The organism is Aquimarina algiphila, from assembly GCF_947494415.1.
GTDB classification, from domain to species: Bacteria; Bacteroidota; Bacteroidia; order Flavobacteriales; family Flavobacteriaceae; genus Aquimarina; species Aquimarina algiphila.
On the sequence record NZ_CANLVC010000006.1, the window covers coordinates 1,126,355 to 1,147,117 of the forward strand.

17 protein-coding genes are annotated in these 20,763 nt (G+C 32.7%); 3 read left to right on the forward strand and 14 right to left on the reverse strand.

Annotated elements, in window-relative coordinates; genetic code table 11:
* Positions 1 to 4: 4 nt before the first annotated feature.
* From PQF96_RS14150 to hutH, 3 genes are all read right to left on the reverse strand, one after another.
* On the reverse strand, positions 5 to 2,008 hold the full coding sequence (locus tag PQF96_RS14150) for a urocanate hydratase (RefSeq protein WP_271766926.1): 2,004 nt from the start codon (positions 2,006 to 2,008) through the stop codon (positions 5 to 7).
* A gap of 111 nt (positions 2,009 to 2,119) precedes the next feature.
* Complete coding sequence (gene hutI / locus PQF96_RS14155) at positions 2,120 to 3,367, reverse strand: imidazolonepropionase (RefSeq protein ID WP_271766928.1); 1,248 nt, start codon at positions 3,365 to 3,367, stop codon at positions 2,120 to 2,122.
* A 60-nt stretch (positions 3,368 to 3,427) separates the two neighbouring features.
* Entirely contained in the window at positions 3,428 to 5,008 is a 1,581-nt protein-coding gene (gene hutH, locus PQF96_RS14160; RefSeq protein ID WP_271766930.1) for a histidine ammonia-lyase, read from the reverse strand.
* A 92-nt stretch (positions 5,009 to 5,100) separates the two neighbouring features.
* On the opposite strand from hutH, the gene PQF96_RS14165 reads away from it, so the two are divergent.
* Positions 5,101 to 5,979 (forward strand): LysR family transcriptional regulator, encoded by an 879-nt coding sequence (locus PQF96_RS14165; RefSeq protein ID WP_271766932.1) that lies wholly within the window; start codon positions 5,101 to 5,103, stop codon positions 5,977 to 5,979.
* 57 nt (positions 5,980 to 6,036) lie between these two features.
* Here PQF96_RS14165 and PQF96_RS14170 read toward each other — a convergent pair whose 3' ends face one another.
* The 6 genes from PQF96_RS14170 to PQF96_RS14195 all read right to left on the reverse strand — a co-directional run bounded on the left by PQF96_RS14170 (position 6,037) and on the right by PQF96_RS14195 (position 10,190).
* Positions 6,037 to 6,402, reverse strand: coding sequence for a SnoaL-like domain-containing protein (locus PQF96_RS14170; protein WP_271766934.1), 366 nt, complete (start codon positions 6,400 to 6,402; stop codon positions 6,037 to 6,039).
* Positions 6,403 to 6,488: 86 nt separating this feature from the next.
* A complete protein-coding gene (locus tag PQF96_RS14175) occupies positions 6,489 to 7,796 on the reverse strand; it encodes a cryptochrome/photolyase family protein (protein WP_271766935.1) in 1,308 nt (435 codons plus the stop codon).
* A gap of 2 nt (positions 7,797 to 7,798) precedes the next feature.
* A complete protein-coding gene (locus PQF96_RS14180; protein WP_109437732.1) occupies positions 7,799 to 8,497 on the reverse strand; it encodes an SDR family NAD(P)-dependent oxidoreductase in 699 nt (232 codons plus the stop codon).
* A gap of 10 nt (positions 8,498 to 8,507) precedes the next feature.
* Complete coding sequence (locus PQF96_RS14185; protein WP_109437731.1) at positions 8,508 to 9,002, reverse strand: SRPBCC family protein; 495 nt, start codon at positions 9,000 to 9,002, stop codon at positions 8,508 to 8,510.
* Positions 9,003 to 9,080: 78 nt separating this feature from the next.
* Positions 9,081 to 9,443 carry a hypothetical protein gene (locus tag PQF96_RS14190; RefSeq protein ID WP_109437730.1) on the reverse strand — a complete coding sequence of 121 codons (363 nt, stop codon included), beginning with the start codon at positions 9,441 to 9,443 and terminating at the stop codon, positions 9,081 to 9,083.
* Positions 9,444 to 9,530: 87 nt separating this feature from the next.
* On the reverse strand, positions 9,531 to 10,190 hold the full coding sequence (locus PQF96_RS14195; RefSeq protein ID WP_109437729.1) for an MIP/aquaporin family protein: 660 nt from the start codon (positions 10,188 to 10,190) through the stop codon (positions 9,531 to 9,533).
* 120 nt (positions 10,191 to 10,310) lie between these two features.
* Here PQF96_RS14195 and PQF96_RS14200 point away from each other — a divergent pair, with 120 nt between their 5' ends.
* A complete protein-coding gene (locus PQF96_RS14200) occupies positions 10,311 to 11,153 on the forward strand; it encodes a DUF2911 domain-containing protein (protein WP_271766937.1) in 843 nt (280 codons plus the stop codon).
* A 153-nt stretch (positions 11,154 to 11,306) separates the two neighbouring features.
* On the opposite strand, the gene PQF96_RS14205 is transcribed toward PQF96_RS14200, so the two are convergent.
* Both PQF96_RS14205 and PQF96_RS14210 read right to left on the reverse strand, forming a co-directional pair.
* Positions 11,307 to 12,296, reverse strand: a complete 990-nt coding sequence (locus PQF96_RS14205) for a hypothetical protein (protein ID WP_271766939.1) — start codon at positions 12,294 to 12,296, stop codon at positions 11,307 to 11,309.
* Positions 12,297 to 12,451: 155 nt separating this feature from the next.
* Complete coding sequence (locus PQF96_RS14210) at positions 12,452 to 13,420, reverse strand: Gfo/Idh/MocA family protein (protein WP_271766941.1); 969 nt, start codon at positions 13,418 to 13,420, stop codon at positions 12,452 to 12,454.
* A gap of 277 nt (positions 13,421 to 13,697) precedes the next feature.
* Between PQF96_RS14210 and PQF96_RS14215 the strand changes: the two genes are divergently transcribed.
* Complete coding sequence (locus tag PQF96_RS14215) at positions 13,698 to 14,033, forward strand: hypothetical protein (RefSeq protein ID WP_109437724.1); 336 nt, start codon at positions 13,698 to 13,700, stop codon at positions 14,031 to 14,033.
* A gap of 15 nt (positions 14,034 to 14,048) precedes the next feature.
* Here the strand turns inward: PQF96_RS14215 and PQF96_RS14220 are convergent, their stop codons facing one another.
* The 3 genes from PQF96_RS14220 to PQF96_RS14230 all read right to left on the reverse strand — a co-directional run bounded on the left by PQF96_RS14220 (position 14,049) and on the right by PQF96_RS14230 (position 20,740).
* The gene (locus PQF96_RS14220) at positions 14,049 to 15,749 is read right to left on the reverse strand and encodes a sodium:solute symporter (protein ID WP_143916480.1); all 1,701 of its coding nucleotides are present in this window, start codon (positions 15,747 to 15,749) and stop codon (positions 14,049 to 14,051) included.
* A gap of 205 nt (positions 15,750 to 15,954) precedes the next feature.
* On the reverse strand, positions 15,955 to 18,453 hold the full coding sequence (locus PQF96_RS14225; RefSeq protein WP_271766943.1) for a PIG-L family deacetylase: 2,499 nt from the start codon (positions 18,451 to 18,453) through the stop codon (positions 15,955 to 15,957).
* Positions 18,454 to 18,565: 112 nt separating this feature from the next.
* The gene (locus PQF96_RS14230; RefSeq protein WP_271766945.1) at positions 18,566 to 20,740 is read right to left on the reverse strand and encodes an endonuclease MutS2; all 2,175 of its coding nucleotides are present in this window, start codon (positions 20,738 to 20,740) and stop codon (positions 18,566 to 18,568) included.
* Positions 20,741 to 20,763: the final 23 nt, after the last annotated feature.

Genomic DNA, 20,763 nt, shown 5'->3' on the forward strand with positions numbered 1-20,763 from the left:
TTTTTTATATAATATCAGATAGTACTTCGTCTTCGACAATGTTGGGTAGTGTAACTTTCAGTTGTGGAGTACGTTTCATTTCTCTTTTTATAGCAAATAATGCTTCTTCGTTACGCGCCCAGCTTCTTCTTGAAATTCCGTTATTTACATCATAAAATAACATACGCTCTAATTTTTCTGAAGCTTCATTAGATCCATCCAGTAATAGTCCAAATCCTCCATTAATAACTTCTCCCCAGCCAACACCACCACCGTTATGAATAGAAACCCATGTGGCTCCTCTAAAACTATCTCCAATTACATTATGAATTGCCATATCTGCGGTAAATTTACTACCATCATAAATATTACTGGTTTCCCGATATGGAGAGTCTGTACCACTAACATCATGATGATCTCTTCCCAGAACTACAGGTGCTGATATTTCTCCAGTTTGTATTGCTGTGTTAAAAGCTTGAGCTATTTTGATCCTACCTTCTGCATCTGCGTATAAAATACGAGCTTGAGACCCAACCACAAGTTTATTTTGTTTTGCTTCTCTTATCCATGTGATATTATCTTGCATTTGTTGTTGTATTTCTGGAGGAAAAACTTTTTTAATAGATTCCATTACAGTAAGTGCAATCTGATCAGTTTTGTCCAGATCTTCTGATTTGCCCGATGTACATACCCATCTAAATGGACCAAATCCATAATCAAAGCACATGGGTCCCAAAATATCCTGAACATAAGAAGGGTATTTAAAATCAATACCATTTTTTGCCATGACGTCAGAACCTGCTCTGGAGGCTTCAAGCAAGAATGCGTTACCATAATCAAAGAAATAAGTTCCTTTGGAGGTGTGTTTGTTTATCGCTTCAGTATGGCGACGTAATGATTTCTGAACTTCGGTTTTAAAAGCTTCAGGATTAGTGCTAATCATCTCATTAGCATCGTTATAACTTAACCCCGCAGGATAGTATCCTCCAGACCATGGATTATGTAAAGACGTTTGATCTGAACCTAATTGGATATGAATGTTTTCTTCATAAAACCGTTCCCAAACATCAACAACATTGCCTTGATATGCAATAGAAACGATTTCTTGACTATGTATAGCTTTTCTTGTTCTGGTTACTAAATCAGTCAGATCATCAATAATTTCATCTACCCAACCTTGTTCATGACGTTTTTTTGCAGCTTTTGGATTAACTTCGGCACAAATCGTAATACAACCTGCAATATTTCCTGCTTTAGGTTGAGCACCACTCATGCCTCCTAATCCTGAGGTCAAAAATATTTTGCCTGCGGGAGTTTCATTGGGTTGTAATGTTTTTCTAAATGCATTCATTACAGTAATGGTTGTACCGTGAACGATCCCTTGCGGACCAATGTACATATAGCTGCCTGCTGTCATTTGTCCATATTGAGTTACGCCAAGAGCATTATATTTTTCCCAATCATCGGGTTTAGAGTAATTAGGAATCATCATACCGTTAGTAACAACCACTCGGGGAGCATCTTTAGAAGAAGGGAATAATCCCATAGGGTGACCAGAATACATATGCAATGTTTGTTTCTCGGTCATGGTGGCGAGGTATTGCATAGTCAGTACATATTGAGCCCAATTTTGAAAAACAGCTCCATTACCACCATAAGTAATTAACTCATATGGATGTTGTGCTACTAAAGGGTCTAAGTTGTTTTGAATCATGAGCATGATTCCGCTTGCTTGTTTAGTTTGTGCGGGATATTCATCAATGGGACGGGCATGCATCGCATATTCGGGAATGAAGCGATACATATAGATACGACCAAATTCATTTAACTCTTCTAAAAACTCGTTTGCCAGTTCTTGATGCCAATGATTAGGGAAATATCGCAGCGCATTTTTAAGAGCTAGCTTTTTTTCTTCTTTAGATAGGATTTGCTTCCGTTTTGGAGCGCGACTAATGTTTTGATTAAAAGACTTTTTAGTAGGTAATATCTTTGGAATTCCTTGAAGTACTTGTTCTTTAAAAGTTGCCATGATGTATTCGAATTAGATGTGCCGTGATATTTATAAAAGTAGAAATATGATATGCTTTATTATAAGTATTCCTCAATTCTTCTAGATATCGACCTCACATAAAAATTAAATTTATTGTTGATATACTAAATCACCTCTTTTCCATACTTGGGACGGAGTTAACTTACCTTGGTGATAAAAAATTTCATTAAAATGATCCGTCTTAAACAGGTTAAAATCTGCCAACATACCAGAAACCAACCTTCCTCGATCTGTTAGGTGAAGTGCTGCTGCTGCTCTTGAGGTAATCCCGGCAAGAAGTTCTGCATTGCTCAATTTTTCAAAAGTACCAAGAATACAGGCTTGCATTAATAGGTCTCCCATAGGTGCCGAACCAGGGTTCCAGTCACTTGCTATTGCTAAAGCTCCTCCTGCATTCAAAATCTTCCTTGCAGGAGTGAAATCACATCCAAGACCAATAGAAGCTCCTGGTAGAGCAACAGAAATAACATTGCTTTTTGCCAACAGATCAATTTCTTTTTGAGTACTTGCTTCTAAATGATCAGCACTAATGGCACCTGTTTTTATAGCAATTTCACTACCTCCGGGAGTAAACTGATCAGCATGAACCGTGATGTCAAAATTCATATCCTTAGCTTTCTTAAAGTATGCATAGATGTCGGTAGATGTGAAAGCACTTTGTTCGACAAAAGCATCAATTCGATTTGTAAGTTTCTCTGATTTTAATATCGGAAATAACGAATTACTAATTTCTTCAAGGTATGCACTATGATTACCATTAAAATCTTTCGGAAGTATATGTGCAGCAAGACATGTAGAGATTAAATCAGCTTTAGTAGTATTATTAGCATTTTGTATAGCACGTAACATTTTTAATTCTTCTTCGATAGATAACCCATACCCGCTTTTTACTTCAACCGTAGTGATTCCGTTTTTTAATAAACTATTAGCTCTCTTTATTACTCCATCTGTGAGTTCTTCTTTTTTTGCTAATCTTGTTTGAGTTACAGTGTCCCATATACCACCACCAGTTTTGGCGATTTCTAAATATGACTTTCCAGAATTTCTCATAGCATAATCTCTGGCTCTAGAACCAGAAAAACAGATATGAGTATGACAGTCTATAAATCCAGGAACACAGATATAATTTGAAGATAACTCTATAATTTCAGTACCTGATGCGTTGATTTCGTTTTTTAGATCAGAAAATGGGCCAATAGTATCAATTTTATCTCCTTTGATTAGGATTCCGGCTTCCTTTATAATAGTAAGATTCTCATCTTTTATTGGGCCTTTAAGATTAGAGTTTTCCAAAGATATAAGTTGAGTAAATGGACCTATTAATTTGTATTGCTTCATATTTTTTTTATTGTATACATTCTTGTTTATCATGTTATAAAACAATAAGAATATATATGTTTAATATACTTCAAATTCGTTAGAAAATGGGGTCTCTAATGATAATTTTTCTTTTTGTGAAACTTGATTAGAAACTTCAATTATTGTTTTGTTTTTAATCATTTCAATTCCTTTTTCAATATCATCGGCAAATACACGGTCTTTATCAGCAAAAGGGACTATAGTTCTTATTTTTTTGTGAATTTCATCTAGGATTATTCCAGATTTTAGTGGTTTTCTAAATTCAAATGCTTGTGCGGCTGTTAACAATTCTATGGCTAATATTTTCTCTAGATTATCAAGTACCCGTAACGCTTTTCTTCCTCCAATTGATCCCATGCTTACATGATCTTCTTGCCCTAGAGAAGTAGGGATGCTATCTGCACTAGAGGGAAAACATAACCCTTTATTTTCACTTGCAAGAGCAGCTGTAGTATACTGTAGTATCATATATCCAGAATTGATTCCTGTATCTTCCATCAATAATTTAGGAACACCGGGTGAGTTACCTTCTAAAGCCAGATATATTCTTCGATCAGAAATACTGCCAATTTCTGAGGCGGCTAAACAAGCATAATCGATTGCCATAGCAAGAGGTTGCCCATGAAAACTACCTCCGCTTATTGTGAGATCTTCATTTATAATTATTGGATTGTCAGTCACAGAATTTAACTCTACCTCGAGAAGTTCTTTTAGATGCAACCAAGCATTTCTGGAAGCTCCGTGTACCTGAGGTATACATCGTAATGAATATGGATCCTGGACACGATCACAATCTGTATGATCTTCCATAATTTCTGAACCTTTAAGCATTGATTTTACTCTGGAAGCAACATGGATATTACCTTTAAAAGGTCTTAATTGATGTAATTCTTTATAAAAAGGTTTTATAGAACCTTGTAAGCCTTCTATCATCATTGCTCCGATAATATCGGCTTGTGAAAGACAGTTATGTAGTTTTGCTATAACCTGTACAGCATGGGCTGCAATAAATTGCGTTCCGTTTATTAAAGCTAAACCTTCCTTTGGACCTAGGTCAAGTGGTTGTTTTCCAGTTTTTTTAAATAATTCTGCTGTAGATATGATCTCTTTTTTATGCGATACTTTTCCTAAACCAATTAAAGGTAAAAAGAGGTGAGAGAGCGGAGCAAGATCACCAGATGCCCCAACTGATCCCTGACTTGGGACAATAGGAATAATATCATTATCAATATGGTATAATACTCTATCCAAAGTTTCTTCTGCAATACCAGAATATCCTTTTGATAAAGACTGGACTTTTAAAATTAGCATGAGTTTGGCAATTTCTAAATCAATAGGTTCTCCAACGCCAACACTATGACTTTGTAGAATATTATTTTGCAGAATATTGGTCTCTTCTTTTGAAATTTTTGTCGTACATAAAGGACCAAAACCAGTATTAATACCATAAACTGGATCTCCTTTTTCAACAATATTTTCGACTACACGTCTTCTTTGTTGGATTTTTGCACGAGATGATTGTGAGATTATACCTTTTATTTCTCCTTGAGCAATTTTTATTGCGATTCCTGCTGTTAGGTAATCTTGTCCGTATGAAAAATGGTGTTTTGTATCTGACATAGCTATATTTCTAAACGTTATAGATAGATACTACTAAATTAATATCTATTTTTGATAATTAGAAATACTTATTTAATCAATGATTAATAACCATGAGTTATCAATTAGAAATCCGTCATTTTACTTATTTTTTGGCTGTTGCCGAAGAATTACATTTCAGAAAAGCTGCTGATAGATTGTTTATTTCTCAGCCTGGATTGAGTAGACAGATCAAGCAAATGGAAGAAATCATTGGAGTTGCTCTTTTTATTAGGAATAAAAGAAAAGTAAGTTTAACAGTTGCTGGTCAATATCTTAAAAAGGAACTAGATTATATTTTTAATCATATTGATTTTACGATTAAACAAACTCGTCTTATAGATAAAGGAAGTGATGGTGAAATACGTATTGGTTTTCTTGGTTCTGCTATGCAAACTGTAATTCCGGAGTTATTGATACGGGCTAATGCTACGTATCCGGATATACAATTTAGTTTAGAAGAAATGTCTAATCATTTTCAAGTGGATGCTATAGAAAAAGATCAATTAGATCTAGGTTTTGTTAGACTAGCCAGGGTACCTAAAGATATAGAGATGAAAACAGTACATACAGATACTTTTTCATTAGCTCTACCAATACATCATAAATTAGATACTAAAACGTTCACAAGTATCAAGCAAGTATCAGACGAACACTTTATTCTATTCTCATCTGATTATAGTTCATTGTATTATGATAAGATCATGAGTATTTGTGAAGATAAAGGCTTTACGCCTAAAGTTTCCCATAAATCAGTGCACGCACAAACAATATTTAAGTTAGTAGAAAGTGGGCTAGGAGTAGCTATTGTTCCTACTTCATTACAGCAAGGTTTTAATTTTGAAGTGAAGTTTCTTGAAATTCCTAAGATATCACAACGAGCTGAACTTTCTATTATTTGGAAGAAAGATAACCGAAACCCAGCGTTAAAGCGTATTATGAAGTTTTTATAAATCAAAAAGGCCAAACTTGATCATGTATGACCTTTTTGATTATTGTAATGCGGTTGCTTAGTTTGGTATTGAATAAAAAAACTGTTCTTCTGTAATTTTGCCATTATCAACTTGATAAACACATACTTCTTCAATTTGCATACGCCCTTGTTCTTTAAAGGTGCAGTCCATTTTCATAGAACAACTAAAATGATTTTCTGCAACAATAGGATCTGATATTTCTCCACCATGAAATTCTTCAACTGAAGCATACCAGTCTTCACTTTTTTTAAGTACTGCATCTATACCAGAGGTTATAGAGTTTGGCATTCCTTGCATTTCTTTACTCACAACATTTTGAGCATACAATTCATTAATAGCTTGCATATTTTCTCCTAGTCTACATAGTTCGACCAGACGAGTGGCTACTTGCTGAGTATTCATTGGTATAAAGTTTTAAGGTTATTAATAATAGAATAAAATACAAAAAACTTTTATCCAAAGGTTGTAAAGAAATGTTATATTTAGTTTTAGCCTACGGCTTCTTTGTAAATTTTTAAACAACGTTCACGAGCCACCTTATGATCTACTATAGGTGGTGGATAGCTAAATTCATTAAGATCTTTTACCCAGGTATTAATATACATAAGTTGTTTGTCAAATTTGGTAATTTGAGTAGTGGGATTAAAAATTCTAAAATAAGGAGCAGCATCTACGCCAGATCCCGCAGCCCATTGCCAATTCCCTACATTAGCAGACATATCATAATCCAACAGTTTTTCTGCAAAATATGCTTCTCCCCAACGCCAATCAATTAGCAAATGTTTGCATAAAAAACTAGCAACAACCATTCTAACCCGATTGTGCATATATCCAGTGGCGTTAAGTTGACGCATTCCTGCATCTACAAGAGGGTACCCTGTCTGTCCTAAAGTCCAACTTTTAAACTCTTGTTCATTGTTTCTCCAATCTATTCGATCATATTTGGATCTGAAAGCGGCATCTTTAGTGTGAGGGTAGTGCCAAAGGATTTGCATAAAAAACTCTCTCCAAATTAATTCTGACCAAAAAATTTCATTCTCTTCTGCAATTGCTTTTTGGATAATGGTCCTAATTCCAACGGTTCCAAAACGTAAATGAGGACCTATTTTTGATGTCCCATTATGATTTGACGGGAAATTTCTGGTAGCTTCGTAGTTTTGAATTAAGTTTGAAGAAGTATCATAATCAGGTACTATGATTGATGATTTTATAAACCCCAATTCTTCTAGTGTTGTATTGGGAAGATTGGTATGTTTAACCAGATTATGAAGATAGTTTGTTGTATTATGAATTTTTAGTCTAACTGGGTCAAATACTTCTTTCCATTTGTTCTTATACGGGGTGTATACTACATATGGCTTACCATCAGCCTTTACAATTTCATCTTTTTCAAAAATTACCTGATCTTTATAATGGTAGAATTTGATATTGTTACGCTGTAAAATATTTTTAACATCAGTGTCTCTTTTTTTTGCATAGGGTTCATAATCTTCATTAGAGAATACTTGTTGTATGTCATATTGAGCAATTAATTTTTCAAAAATGATTTTAGGAGTACCCATATAAATAGCCAAAGAACTTTTGTATTTATCTTGAAGATCTTGTCGTATTTTTTGTAAAGTTTCAAAAATAAAGGTGACTCTAGCATCATTTTTTGGTAGTCGCTCTAATATATGTGTATCAAAAATGAAAATTGGTAAAACTGGATAATCACTTTTTAACGCTTTAAGAAGTCCAATATTATCATCTAATCTAAGATCACGTCTAAACCAAAAAACAGCAATTTTTTTGTTCATTATTAATGTATATTTAAAGTAGACATACCACCATCTACACCAATGACTTGACCAGTAATCCAGCTGCTATCATCGCTCAATAAAAACCCAGCGATATTTGCAATATCTTCAGCTTGACCAACACGTTTCATAGGATGCCTGTTATCCATTAACTCTTTCTTCTTTTCATTTCCTAATAACCGCTTAGCCAATGGAGTGTCTGTAAGAGAGGGAGCAATGACATTAACTCTAAATTGCGGAGCATATTCTGCGGCTAAAGCTTTTGCAAATCCTTCTATAGCCCCTTTTGCAGCAGCAATACTAGTATGAAAAGGCATACCAACTTTTACAGCTACGGTACTAAAGAATACTAAACTTGCCTGTTCAGAGTTTTTGAGTTTTGGAAGTATGGTATGTATGATTTTAACTAAAAACATGAAATTAATTTGCATATCCTCCTCAAAAACTTTTGGAGTAAGCATTTTAAAAGGTTTTAGGTTTATACTACCTGGGCAATATACAAATCCGTCTATCCTATCAGGAAGAACGGTAATATCAATTTCATCGGATGAAGCGTCATATGGAATATGAGTTACCTCTAAATTCCCTAAGTTTTCTGAGGTTCTTGAAGCAATAAAAATGTTATGTTGATCATACAGTTTTAGAGCTATTTCGAAACCAATTCCATGACTTCCTCCAATAAGTAAAATATTTTTTCTCATTATTTTGGTTTTAAGCAAATAAGATTTGAGTAGTGTTTTCTGTTTTTAGAGATCCAAATAATTCAATTAATTTCTTTTCTCGATATTTAAAAATCTCTTCGAGTTTTGGTTTTACTAAAAATGGATGTACAAGTTGGCCTAGTATACCAAAAGGTACTTTGTAATCGATAATATCTTCCATTTCTACGCCACCAGGAATTTCTTTAAGAAAATGTTTGTGATGCCATAAAGCATAGGGACCAAAACGTTGTTCATCAACAAAGTATTGTTTGTCTTTTACATGAGTTATTTCTGTGACCCATTTATTTTTTATTCCAGAGATAGGAGTGACTATATATTGAATTATTTGCCCAGAATACATTTGGCGGTCGGCACCAGACAAAATTTCAAACCCCATGTAATCAGGAGTAATAGTTTTAAGATTTCGCGGATCTGATAAAAAATCCCAAGCTTGTTCTATAGAGATGGGAAGGTTTTGTTTTGCTTTTAGGGTATAAATTTTCATAGTAGTACAATTATTACATTGTAAAAGTACGATGATTTTGTTTAATAAAAAACCCTAAAAAGTTAAACAAAATTAAATTTAGTTTATAAAATAACCTTCAGCCCAAGATTTTGCTTCTTCTAAAGTGGTGAAAAAAGCAAATGATTTATCATATAACTTTTGTTGTATAAGTGCTATATCACGTTCAGTTTTTTCTTTAGATACAATTGCCAACCCTCTCATATTTGAAGGTTGCCCTTGCCGAAATACTTCATCAGAAACTTCATGACGAAACTTCCTATTAGTAATCATAATGAAATCTTTAGATTTATAATAAGATTTAATTTCTTCCCGAACAATATTTGCTTTGTCTAGGGTAAGGAGTACATCTTTAAAAATGGTAACAATCACAAAAGAATTGTAAAATTCCAGCTCATAAAACTTTTCACAATTTAAACTCATCTATATATTTACTTCACTTTTTGGTAAAGATATGCTAAAACGAATTAATTTGTGTTAGGTGGTATATGCTAAAATAAGAATTAGGGCTTAACAATCACTACAACAATTATCGGGTTTTACTAATTTACAGGTTAAAACGGCAAGTAATGCGCCAAAAACGGGTGCTATAAAATAGAGCCATTGATGCTCCCAATGTCCTGATAGTAAAGCTGGGGCTAATGATCTTGCTGGATTCATAGAAGCATTAGTTATTGGCCCCGCAAACATAGCCTCTAGTAACACAACACCTCCAATTGCCATTCCGGCCATGGTTCCTGTTTCTTTTGAACCAGTAGAAACATTGATGATAACCACCATTAGAAAATAGGTAAGTAACAATTCTAAGATAAAAGCTCTAAAGTCATCTATTTTGGGTAAAGTGCCTCCAAGAAATTCACTTTCTGGAAATAGAAACGCCAAAATACTACTGGCTATTATGGCTCCTATACATTGTGCGATTATGTATTTTGGAACTTTTTTCCACTCAAATTTTTTAGCATAGGCAAAAGCGATAGTAACAGCAGGGTTAAAATGAGCACCAGATATCTCACCAAAAGCATATATCATAGCCATTACAATCAATCCCCATGTAATTGCTATACCTACATGTGATACATCTCCTCCTGTAACTTCATTAATAGTCATAGCTCCAGTACCGCAAAATACCATGCTAAAAGTTCCTATAGCTTCTGAAATATATTTTCTCATTCTGATCCAAAAATGAAGACAAATATACTATTCCTTATTTTAAGTTTTTGTTAACTTTTTATGTAGGTGTAATTCTTATTTTCGTTATCGGTAATTCTAAAACAAACTAAACTATACACAATGAAAAAGATTGTCTTATTTCTTTCTGCGGCTTTACTATCTTTAGGAGTTGAAGCTCAGGTAAAAGCACCACAACCGAGTCCTACTTCTAAAATAGAACAGGTCATAGGATTAACAGATGTTGCTGTAGAATACTCACGCCCAAGTATGCGTGGAAGAGCTATTTTTGGAAATTTAGTACCTTATGACAAACTTTGGAGAACAGGGGCTAATAAAAATACTCAAATTACTTTTGGTGATGATGTAAAAGTTGGAGGTAAAGAACTTAAAAAAGGAACTTATGCCATTTTTACAAAACCAGGTAAAGAGACCTGGGAGGTAATTTTTTATAGTGATGCTAACAATTGGGGAACTCCTAGAAAATGGGATGATACAAAAGTAGCAGCAAAAACTTCAGTAAAAGCAAATACCATCCCGATGAATGTAGAGACATTTACAATCATGTTTAGTGATTTTAAAATGGATTCTGCAGTCATTAATTTTATTTGGGAAAATACAGAAGCAGCAATTACTATAGAAACTCCTGCAAAGGCACAAACAGTTGCTAGTATTGAGAAAACTATGGCTGGTCCTACTGATGGAGATCATTATCAGGCGGCTACGTTCTATAAAGAAACTGGAGATGTTGCTAAAGCTAAAGAGCATATAGAGAAAGCAATTTCTATTCGTAAAGAGCCTGCTTTTTGGTATCACAGACAACAATCTTTGATCTATGCTAAAGGAGGAGATAAAGCGGGGGCAATAAAAGCAGCTAAAACTTCGTTAGAATTAGCAGAGAAGGCAGGAAATGCCGACTATGTAAAATTAAATAAAGACTCCCTTGCAGAGTGGGGAGCTAAATAAACACTCTTTTTTACACACAAATCATTTAAGAAGCGTTCCGTATTTTCGGAACGCTTTTTTTAATCTATATGAATTATAAGAAGAGGATATCTTCCATATTTTTTTTGAAGAGTTGGGATGTTTTTAGCGCTAATATATTTTTAGCTCCTGCTTTTATCTTATAAACTCCATATGAGCCATACGATTACCTTCAGAAATGATCATTTGTGTATTAGACACTTTATTTATTTTAAATGCAGCCAATTTTTGTTTTGTATTCTCTTTTTTTTCAAAAATTGTTATATTTTGAGTTTCTGCATTATATTCCCAAAAAGCTTTCTTTTCAGTTCCATTGATAACTAATTTTAAGGCTCCATTAGTTTCAAATTGATATTGTTCTCCTGAATGAGAAACTAATACTCGATTGTTTTCAATAATTTTTGTAACCTCCCAGGTGCCAACTATATTTGATTTGTTGATAGTTTTTGAAGGATCATTTTTAATGGATTGCTTAGGATGAGCTTCTCTTTCGAATAAAGCATGATATTCTTTGTTTTTAACACCTAATTGTGTTTTTACCCCTTTTTCTCCTCGATATAAAATAACATCAACTTTTTGGTTTTTTAGAAATGGTATGCTAATACTTAAGATATTACTTTGAGGATCGAATTTCCATTGACTTTTGTATAAAGTTTCTTGTTCGCCTATGTTTCCAATACTAACATTGCCATTAATAGATAAATCCATCCATATGTTTGTCAATTCAGATTCTGATTCTTTAAGTATCTTCCAGTGACCGACGAACTCTTCTTTTTTTGTAATTCGGTTAAGAATCCACTTGCCTCGCTTTCCAGGTTTATTAAACTGCATTTGATTTTTAGATTGCTCCAGAATTTCATAATAATTTCCATCTTCTTTAGCATCCAACGATTCTTTAAAATATAATCGTTCTAATTTTGAATTGTACTCCCAAAACATTTCTTGACCATCAATAAAAACTTTTCCTGTGTCCAGGAAGAATAAAGTATTCCAAAATTTCATTTCTATTTCTTCATAGTCTTGAGGTAATGACATTTTCCATATCCCAGTAAAATTTTCTTTTTGTGAAAATATAGTTAATGATGTAAAGCAAATGAATAATGTGAGAATAGTCTTTTTTGACATGGTATATTATTTTTTGATACGGACAGTTTGAATATATCCTTGTTTCAAACTGGTCAAACAAATATGAAATATTTTATCATGTCATTAATCACGATTTTCCGTAAAAAAAATACCCTGAAAACAGGGTATTGATATGGTATAAATATATTTCTGTTTTAATCATAGTGTAATCCGATTTTGTTCCTGACACTGTCTAATAGTTTAATGAGTTGAAGACTTTTTTCAAAAGTCATTACTGTGCTTTCTATTCGATTTTGTGCTAACATTTCCTGTACATGTATAGCTTCAAAACTATAACCATTGGTATCTCCAGGAAATTCAATCGTTTTTGTAGTTCCATTTTTGGTGATAGAAACAGAAGAAGGTTCATGAAACCTGCTATTAATACTAATCGTTCCTTGTTCAAATTCTAAAATTGCTTCTGTGTTGGTTTGTTGTGTTATTGCACTGAATAAGGATGCGGTTACATTGTCTTTATAATGAAGTTGTATAGTACAGGTATCATCAACATCTGTTTCTCCAAAGGTTGCTTTGGCATCGATTTCTTCAGGATATCCTAAAATACTTAATGCGGCAAATAAAGGATAGATACCAACATCAAGAAGGCTTCCTCCTCCTAATTTTTTATTAAACATTCTACCATTAGGGTCAAAACTACTAACAAAACCAAAATCTGCTTTTAAGCTCTTAATAGTACCTAATTCTTTAGATTTTACAAGATCTAATACATATTGATAATGGGGAAGGAAGTAGGTCCAGAGTGCTTCCATAAGGAATACTTGATTTTCTTTTGCTACAGTAATCATCTCTGTTACTTGAGCAATATTCATGGCAAATGGTTTTTCACATAAAACCGCTTTTTTATGATGAAGACACATTAAAGTATTTTCAAAATGAAAAACATGAGGAGTGGCAATATATATAACGTCAACATCAGGGTTTAATACCAATTCCTCATAGCTTCCATAACAACTAAATGCACCATAGGTCTTTCCAAAGTCTTTGGCTTTTACCAGATCGCGACTTGCAACAGCATGTAATACTGAATTAGGAATCGTGATTAAATCTTCTGCAAATTTATGTGCTATTTTTCCACAACCAATAATTCCCCATTTTATACTCATATCTTTACTTGTATGATTTTTATATTAATCTAATTAAGTTCAAAAATAATTAAAACACTTCACTTTATTTTTATTTATTACGTATTGATTTTTAAGAATAAGAATTTGAAGATTTTGTATTAAAACTTGCACGAAACTTTCTTTTTTTTAATTTAACGTAATTATGTTTTATTTTTTTTGAAGTAAATGTAAATATCTTATAATGAGGGTTTTTTGCTAGGTTTTTTAACTTCATTTCTCTATATTTAGAGAACTCTCTAATTAAAACCTGACCTTTATGAAAACCCAAAACTTTACAAAAACACGTTCAAGCAGACAACCACATTCTTCAAGATTAAATCTTTTAAAAAGTGAAGTGTCCAGAACACTTTCTAAATTACATTCTTATCGTTGTGAACCCTGTACTCCTGATATGCATGAGCAATATTTGGAACTCAATGACAGCGGAAATAAATTAAAGCAAGCAGTTGATAAAATCGAATTATTAGTTGAGGAATCTGCTGTACGTTTTTCAATAGAAATAGGTGATGAAATTAATAGTGTTATGAAAAAATACAACACTTTCGAAAAAAAATTCTCTTCGTATTTGACAGAGTCAGTTCTTCATCATTAATTTTTACTTTTTTAATTATTCGTGTGTAGGTGTATTATTTGTTGGAATAAATAATTGAAGTATTATGGCTAATAACATTACTATACCACAACCAAGGGCGTTAAGCCAGAGAAATGGAAGCCAATCTTGCCACCATACAAATATGATTACTATTTGGGTAATCAATGCGGCTATAAAGGTGGCGTTACTTTTTACGAATTTTATAAAGAATGCTAATAAGAATATTCCTAATACATTGCCATAAAATATAGAACCAATAATATTTACTAATTGAATTAGATTATCAAATAAGCTAGCAAAACATGCTACTATGATGGCTAAAAGACCCCAGGTTAGTGTGAAAAATTTTGAAGCAGATACATAATGTTGCTCGCTTTTTTCTTGCTTTACATTTCGCTTATACAGATCAATTGCCGTAGTAGAAGCTAAAGCATTGAGTTCTGAAGCTGTAGAAGACATAGCTGCTGATAGAATAACTGCAAGTAAGAGTCCTATTAACCCTCTAGGGAGGTTATTTAATATAAAATGAATAAAGACATAATCTTTATCATTTGTCTCAACCGTTACATCTGCTTTTTTTATTAGTTCTTTTGCGGCTTCACGAGTTTCTTTTTCTGAAATGTTAAGCTCTTGAATTAATTTTTTATGACCTGCATTTTTTGTGTTTCCAGATTCTTGATCTGCAAGATATCCTTTGATTATAGCATCTTTTGAATCATGAATTTCTGAAAGCTTATTTTCTAATTGAGTGTACTCCTCTGCATATTGAGAGTTTGTGATGGCTTCTTTACTTTTAGGATTAAAATTAAGAGGAGACGCATTAAACTGATAAAAAACAAATACCATAATACCAACAAGCAAAATGAAAAATTGCATTGGTACTTTTAAGAGGCCATTAAACAATAGTCCAAGTTGACTTTCTTTGATAGATTTACCGGTTAAATATCGTTGTACTTGACTTTGATCTGTCCCGAAGTAGGAGAGGGCCAAAAATGTTCCTCCAATAATTCCGCTCCAAAATGTATATCGATTATCAAGATCGAAAGAAAAATCAAGAATTTCCATTTTACCACTGGCACCTGCAATATCAAGAGCATTAGAGAAGGTAATTCCTTCGGGGAGGTAACTGATGATAATAAAAAAAGCAATCAGCATACCAATAAAAATAATACCCATCTGTTGTTTTTGAGTAATATTAACAGCCTTGGTTCCTCCAGAAACAGTATAAATAATAACTAAAATACCAATTATAATATTTAAAGTAGTGAGATCCCATCCTAATACAGATGATAATATGATGGCGGGAGCAAAAATAGTTATCCCTGCAGCTAAACCTCTTTGAATTAAAAATAATATAGCAGTTAGACTTCTTGTTTTTAGGTCAAACCGACTTTCTAAATATTCATATGCTGTGTAAACATTTAATCTATGATAAATAGGAATAAAAACCATACAAATTACGATCATAGCAATAGGTACCCCAAAGTAAAATTGAACAAACCCCATACCATCATGAAAAGCTTGTCCAGGAGCAGAAAGAAAAGTAATAGCACTTGCTTGAGTGGCCATTACAGATAATCCTATGGTCCACCAGTGTGCATCATTACCACCGCGTATGTAATCTTTTACATTTTTACTGCCTTTTGTTTTCCAGGCTCCATATAATACAATGAATAATAAAGTTCCTAGTAGTACGATCCAATCGACGGTTTGCATAAAAATTGATTGATTAAATTAGTTTGAATTGATGAAGTTGCTCTTAATAGAGAATTATGATGAATACATATTTGTAATGAGATAGAACAGTATAATATAAATTGCATTAGCAATAAGTACTGCTGTATACAATTTTTTCCATTTTGCTTTTTTTGTTGTTTCCTCCATATCAATTTTTCTTAATTTTATGGTTGTAATTTGATGCTTATTTTCCTAATGATAACATATTAGCAAAAAGACGATATGCACCAGATACTCCTGCTGGAAATTCTCTAAAAAAGCTTAATCCAGTATATACATAATATCCCTTTCCGTATTTTGCAACTAATAAAGGGCCTTTCTTTTCTGACTCTCCTTTATCATTAGCCGAAAGGATTGCAGTATATTCTTTTGACCATTCATTAGGGAAGTATAACCCACGTTCCTGTACCCAACCATTAAAATCTTCGGAAGTAATTTTATTTGGTGAGTTTAAAACTTGATGATCTGGTGCTAAGAATGTAATTTTTGCATTTTCATCGGTTACCCGATCTCTAGATAATTTTAAAGGATAAGGACCTAGATTGTCAGTTACTTTTAATCTTCGGTTTGTATTATATTGAATAACAAGATTCCCTCCATTTTTTACATAATTTAATAAATGCTCTTGCTTGAATTTTAATTGATCTATAGTATTATAAGCTCTAATTCCCACAACAATGGCATCAAATGATTTTAATGCTTCTGCAGATATAGATTCAGGGTTTATAGTAGTCACTTTATACCCAATTTGTCTTAAACTCTCGGGAACAACATCACCTGCTCCTTCTATATATCCTATATTTTGCCCTTTCTTTTGTATATCTAAACGAACAACTTTAGTCTCAGAAGGCATTACAACAGTTTGTTCAGGAATATGTTCATATGATATAGTAACTATTTCATTACTATATGTGGTTCCATTTACCTTAACTTTTGGTGAAATATATCCCTCGCTTTGATTTTTAGGAGCAGTTAATGTAAAAACAACGGTTTTTTCTTCTCCTTTTTGGGTTAAACTAAAGTTTATTGTTTCAGGTGATACTTGCCAACCTTCGGGGTAAGAAAGAGAAACGACACCACTAATATTAGGTGCTCCTGTTTTTATAGCTACAGGAATTTGTTTTGAAGGTCCATTTGCATAAATGATAACTTTATCCTTAATACTTGCAGAAACCGCAGGGATAATTTCAAAAGGTTTGTATACTTCACCTTTTACAGGATCATTAGTTTTAAAAACAATATCCTTCTCATATGCGATAGCAACTCCATTAATTTCAATGTTGAAAACTGCCTTAATTTGATGATTCGTTTCTGGTGTACCAATTAATTTTTGGTCAGTAACAGTATACATGCCCAATGAACCTTTTTCTTTCAACCAATACGCACTGGTGTATTTGGCATCTGCAGTAACTTTTCCATCTAATTTGTACGTTTTTCTTATATTGTTTTCTAAACTGATTCCGGGAGTTTCTGTAATCCCTAATGTTGCAATTTTTATAGATTTTAATGCAATTGGAGCCGAACTACGATTAATAGCCTCAATGTCTATTGTTATCTTACTGTTTCTTGTAGCGTTAGATTCTTTTGAAACTGCCTCTAGATAGAGACCAGAAACACCTGCTATAATATCCTTTATTTCTTTGGATTTAATTGATTTCCAATGAGTATCTTCTAATTGTTCTATTAATTGATATGCTTTTACTAATTGTGAAATTGAAGCAGAAGGGTTATTAAAATCAAACTTGTTTTCAACTTCATATAGAATATCACCTATAGCTTTGCCTCCCTTAACGCGATTCCAGGAAGTATCAATTCCTTCAAAAATATTGGTTTTGTCTTTTGGTAATTCTCCTTTTATTAATTCTATATATTCTGTTTGACTTCCTCTGGTACCTGTACTTCCAAACCCTTGAGATTTATGTTGACTTCTACTTAAAGAAGCAATTTCTGGATTAGAAAGGCCTAATGTTGGATAATACACTCCAGTTTCAAAATCTAATAAATTAGTTTTGTCTGCTTTTTCAAAGTTCTCTCTACTTCCATAAAACCACCAGGAAGTATTAAAAAATAACCGTTTAGGTTGCCATGTACTTACATGTTCTAATTGATCAGGATATACAGTTTTATCAGCAACCAAATCAAAAGCTTCAACACTTAACATTGCAGAAGAGGTGTGATGACCATGTGTTGACCCAGGGGTTCTATGGTTAAAACGATTAATAATTACATCTGGTCTGAATTTACGCATTGCCCATACTACATCACTTAGTACTTCTTTTTTATCCCAGATGGCAAGAGTCTCGTCGGGATGTTTTGAATATCCAAAATCATTTGCCCTTGAAAACATTTGGCTTCCTCCATCTGTTCTTCGTGCAGCTAATAATTCTTGTGTTCTAATTACACCTAGTAATTCTCTTATTTCTGGACCAATAAGGTTTTGACCTCCATCACCACGAGTCAGTGATAAGTAAGCTGTACGCGCTTTTACCTTATTTGACATATAGGAAATAAGTCTTGTGTTTTCATCATCTGGATGAGCTGCAACATATAATACAGAACCTAAAAAGTTAAGTTTTTTAATAGCTTCATGAATTTCTACTGCATTGGGTTTTTTAGGTTGTTGCGCTATGGCAAGAAGAGGGAATGTAATACTAATACTGATTACAAGAAGTAATTTTCGCATGATTATGGTAGCAATTTTTAACTAATAAATCCAAATATATAAAGATAAAATTCTCAGGATTGTGGTTTAAGGATACTTTAACAAGGAGAATGACTTTAGATAGGTTATGGTATCATTTCTTTTTTCGTTCTACAAATTCTAATTGATCGACGGCAACATTGGTGGTGAAAATCCCATAATTCACTACTGCTTTTCCCTTTTCTAAAGTGTCAATTGTACCTACAGATTTGCCATCAATCATTCGTACTCTATCACCAATTTTCAAAGTAATTTTAGGTTTTGATTCAAGTATTTTTTCTTCCTTTTTTTTCTCTTCTTTTTTTCTTTCCCTAATGACTTTAACCTTTTCTTTTACTTCTTTGACTACCTTTTGTTCTTTTACTTTTTCTATGTGTCTTTGTTTGGAGCTTTGTTTTTTTCGTTTGGAATTTTCTACTTCAACGATTTTTATAAATTCATTAATGAGTTCCTTTTTTTTCTTGTTGTTAAAGTATTTTTGGTTTAAATCATCTATTTTCTGACCTAAATATATCATACGTTGATTACTATCATATAATTCCTGATAACTTTCGAGTTTACGTTGGATACGATCATTGATCTTTTCTAAACGTTCTTTTTCTTCCTCAGTCTTTTGTTCTTTTGTTTTAAGGGTAGAAGTTGTCTTTTGTAATTTAGATCTTTCTTTTTGAAGATTAGCAATACTTTTGTCAAAACGAATTTTGCCTCTTTCTACTTTTTTCTTTGCTTTATTAATTAGGCTATAAGGAATTCCGTTTTTTTGTGCGACTTCAAATGTAAACGAACTTCCTGCTTCACCAAGATATAACTTGAATAGAGGTTCTAAGGTTTTTGCATCAAACAACATATTGGCATTACTCATATTTGGTAACTCATTGGCAAGCATTTTTAAATTTGCATAGTGCGTTGTAATGATTCCAAAAGATTTTTTTTCATAAAAAACTTCTAAAAAAGCTTCAGCCAAAGCACCTCCTAGTTCAGGATCACTTCCTGTACCAAATTCATCAATAAGAAATAAAGTTCTATCGTTACATTTTCGAAGAAAATAGTTCATGTTTTTTAAACGATAACTATATGTACTAAGGTGATTTTCTATAGATTGATTATCTCCAATATCGGTTAAGATAACATCAAATAAACACATTCTACTATATTCATGAACAGGAATAAGCATACCACTCTGTAGCATAATTTGTAATAAACCAATGGTTTTTAAGGTAATACTTTTACCACCTGCATTAGGACCCGAGATTACAATGATCTGATTGTTTTGATCTAGAGAAATGGTCTGGGGAAATGTTTTTTCTCCTTTTGTTTTGTTGTTGATATATAATAATGGATGATAGGCATCTTTAAGTGTTAATTCGCGATCATTGGTTATTTTGGGTAAAACAGCATTTAATCTTTCTGCATATTTGGCTTTTGCAGATACGATATCTACATCACTTAGATATTCTTGATATTCTTGTAATAATTCTATAAAAGGCCGTAATTTATCGGTAAGACTTTTCAATATTTTTACGATTTCTTCTCGTTCCTCATATTTTAGATTGCTAAGTTCTCTACTAAACCGTAACGTTGCTTCTGGTTCTATGTAAACAATGCTTCCGGTTTTTGAGTTCCCCATAATAGCACCTTTGACTTTACGACGATACATGGCAGTTACAGCAAGAACTCTTCGGTTATCTACAACACTTTCTTTAATCTCATCAAGATATCCCAGACTATTATATCGAGATAGATCTTTACCAAAACTTCCATTTAATTTTCCTTGAACGCTGTTAATCTCCCTTCTAAGCCCTAAAAGGGTAGGAGAAGCATTATCTTTAATCTCACCGAATTTGTCAACCACAACTTCGATTAGATTAATTATTTCTTTAGTTAATTGTATTTGTGAAGATGTTTTGTGAAGAGATGGATATAATTCTGAATATTTTTTAAAAAAAAGTAATAAATCATTTACAGTAGTACTTATAGAAATAAGTCTTTTTAGATTTAGCGCTTCTAAAAAAGTATTTTCTATACTCAACAATTGAATCTCTTTGTTGATACTATCAAATCCATGATTAGGAATACGAGCATCATTTAAGAAAGAAGCTTTATATTCTGATACTTCTTGCAAAGCTATATGAAGTTGTTCTTTGGTTTTTAAAGGGACAATTTGCAATGCCTTTGATTTACCTAAATCAGTATTACACTGTTCTTCAATATGATTGAGAACAGTATTGAATTCAAGATCGTCTAGTGTTTTTTTAGAAATACGAATCATACTTTTTTTTACCCGATTTTTGG

Excerpts from the sequence above, each read along its gene's own strand:
- PQF96_RS14150 (WP_271766926.1), bottom strand. The coding sequence starts at position 2,008 with ATGGCAACTTTTAAAGAACAAGTACTTCAAGGAATTCCAAAGATATTA.
- PQF96_RS14230 (WP_271766945.1), bottom strand. The coding sequence starts at position 20,740 with ATGATTCGTATTTCTAAAAAAACACTAGACGATCTTGAATTCAATACT.
- PQF96_RS14210 (WP_271766941.1), bottom strand. The coding sequence starts at position 13,420 with ATGAGTATAAAATGGGGAATTATTGGTTGTGGAAAAATAGCACATAAA.
- PQF96_RS14195 (WP_109437729.1), bottom strand. The coding sequence starts at position 10,190 with ATGAGAAAATATATTTCAGAAGCTATAGGAACTTTTAGCATGGTATTT.
- PQF96_RS14185 (WP_109437731.1), bottom strand. The coding sequence starts at position 9,002 with ATGAAAATTTATACCCTAAAAGCAAAACAAAACCTTCCCATCTCTATA.
- hutH (WP_271766930.1), bottom strand. The coding sequence starts at position 5,008 with ATGTCAGATACAAAACACCATTTTTCATACGGACAAGATTACCTAACA.
- PQF96_RS14205 (WP_271766939.1), bottom strand. The coding sequence starts at position 12,296 with ATGTCAAAAAAGACTATTCTCACATTATTCATTTGCTTTACATCATTA.
- PQF96_RS14200 (WP_271766937.1), top strand. The coding sequence starts at position 10,311 with ATGAAAAAGATTGTCTTATTTCTTTCTGCGGCTTTACTATCTTTAGGA.
- PQF96_RS14180 (WP_109437732.1), bottom strand. The coding sequence starts at position 8,497 with ATGAGAAAAAATATTTTACTTATTGGAGGAAGTCATGGAATTGGTTTC.
- PQF96_RS14190 (WP_109437730.1), bottom strand. The coding sequence starts at position 9,443 with ATGAGTTTAAATTGTGAAAAGTTTTATGAGCTGGAATTTTACAATTCT.
- PQF96_RS14170 (WP_271766934.1), bottom strand. The coding sequence starts at position 6,402 with ATGAATACTCAGCAAGTAGCCACTCGTCTGGTCGAACTATGTAGACTA.
- PQF96_RS14225 (WP_271766943.1), bottom strand. The coding sequence starts at position 18,453 with ATGCGAAAATTACTTCTTGTAATCAGTATTAGTATTACATTCCCTCTT.
- PQF96_RS14215 (WP_109437724.1), top strand. The coding sequence starts at position 13,698 with ATGAAAACCCAAAACTTTACAAAAACACGTTCAAGCAGACAACCACAT.
- PQF96_RS14220 (WP_143916480.1), bottom strand. The coding sequence starts at position 15,749 with ATGCAAACCGTCGATTGGATCGTACTACTAGGAACTTTATTATTCATT.
- PQF96_RS14175 (WP_271766935.1), bottom strand. The coding sequence starts at position 7,796 with ATGAACAAAAAAATTGCTGTTTTTTGGTTTAGACGTGATCTTAGATTA.
- hutI (WP_271766928.1), bottom strand. The coding sequence starts at position 3,367 with ATGAAGCAATACAAATTAATAGGTCCATTTACTCAACTTATATCTTTG.
- PQF96_RS14165 (WP_271766932.1), top strand. The coding sequence starts at position 5,101 with ATGAGTTATCAATTAGAAATCCGTCATTTTACTTATTTTTTGGCTGTT.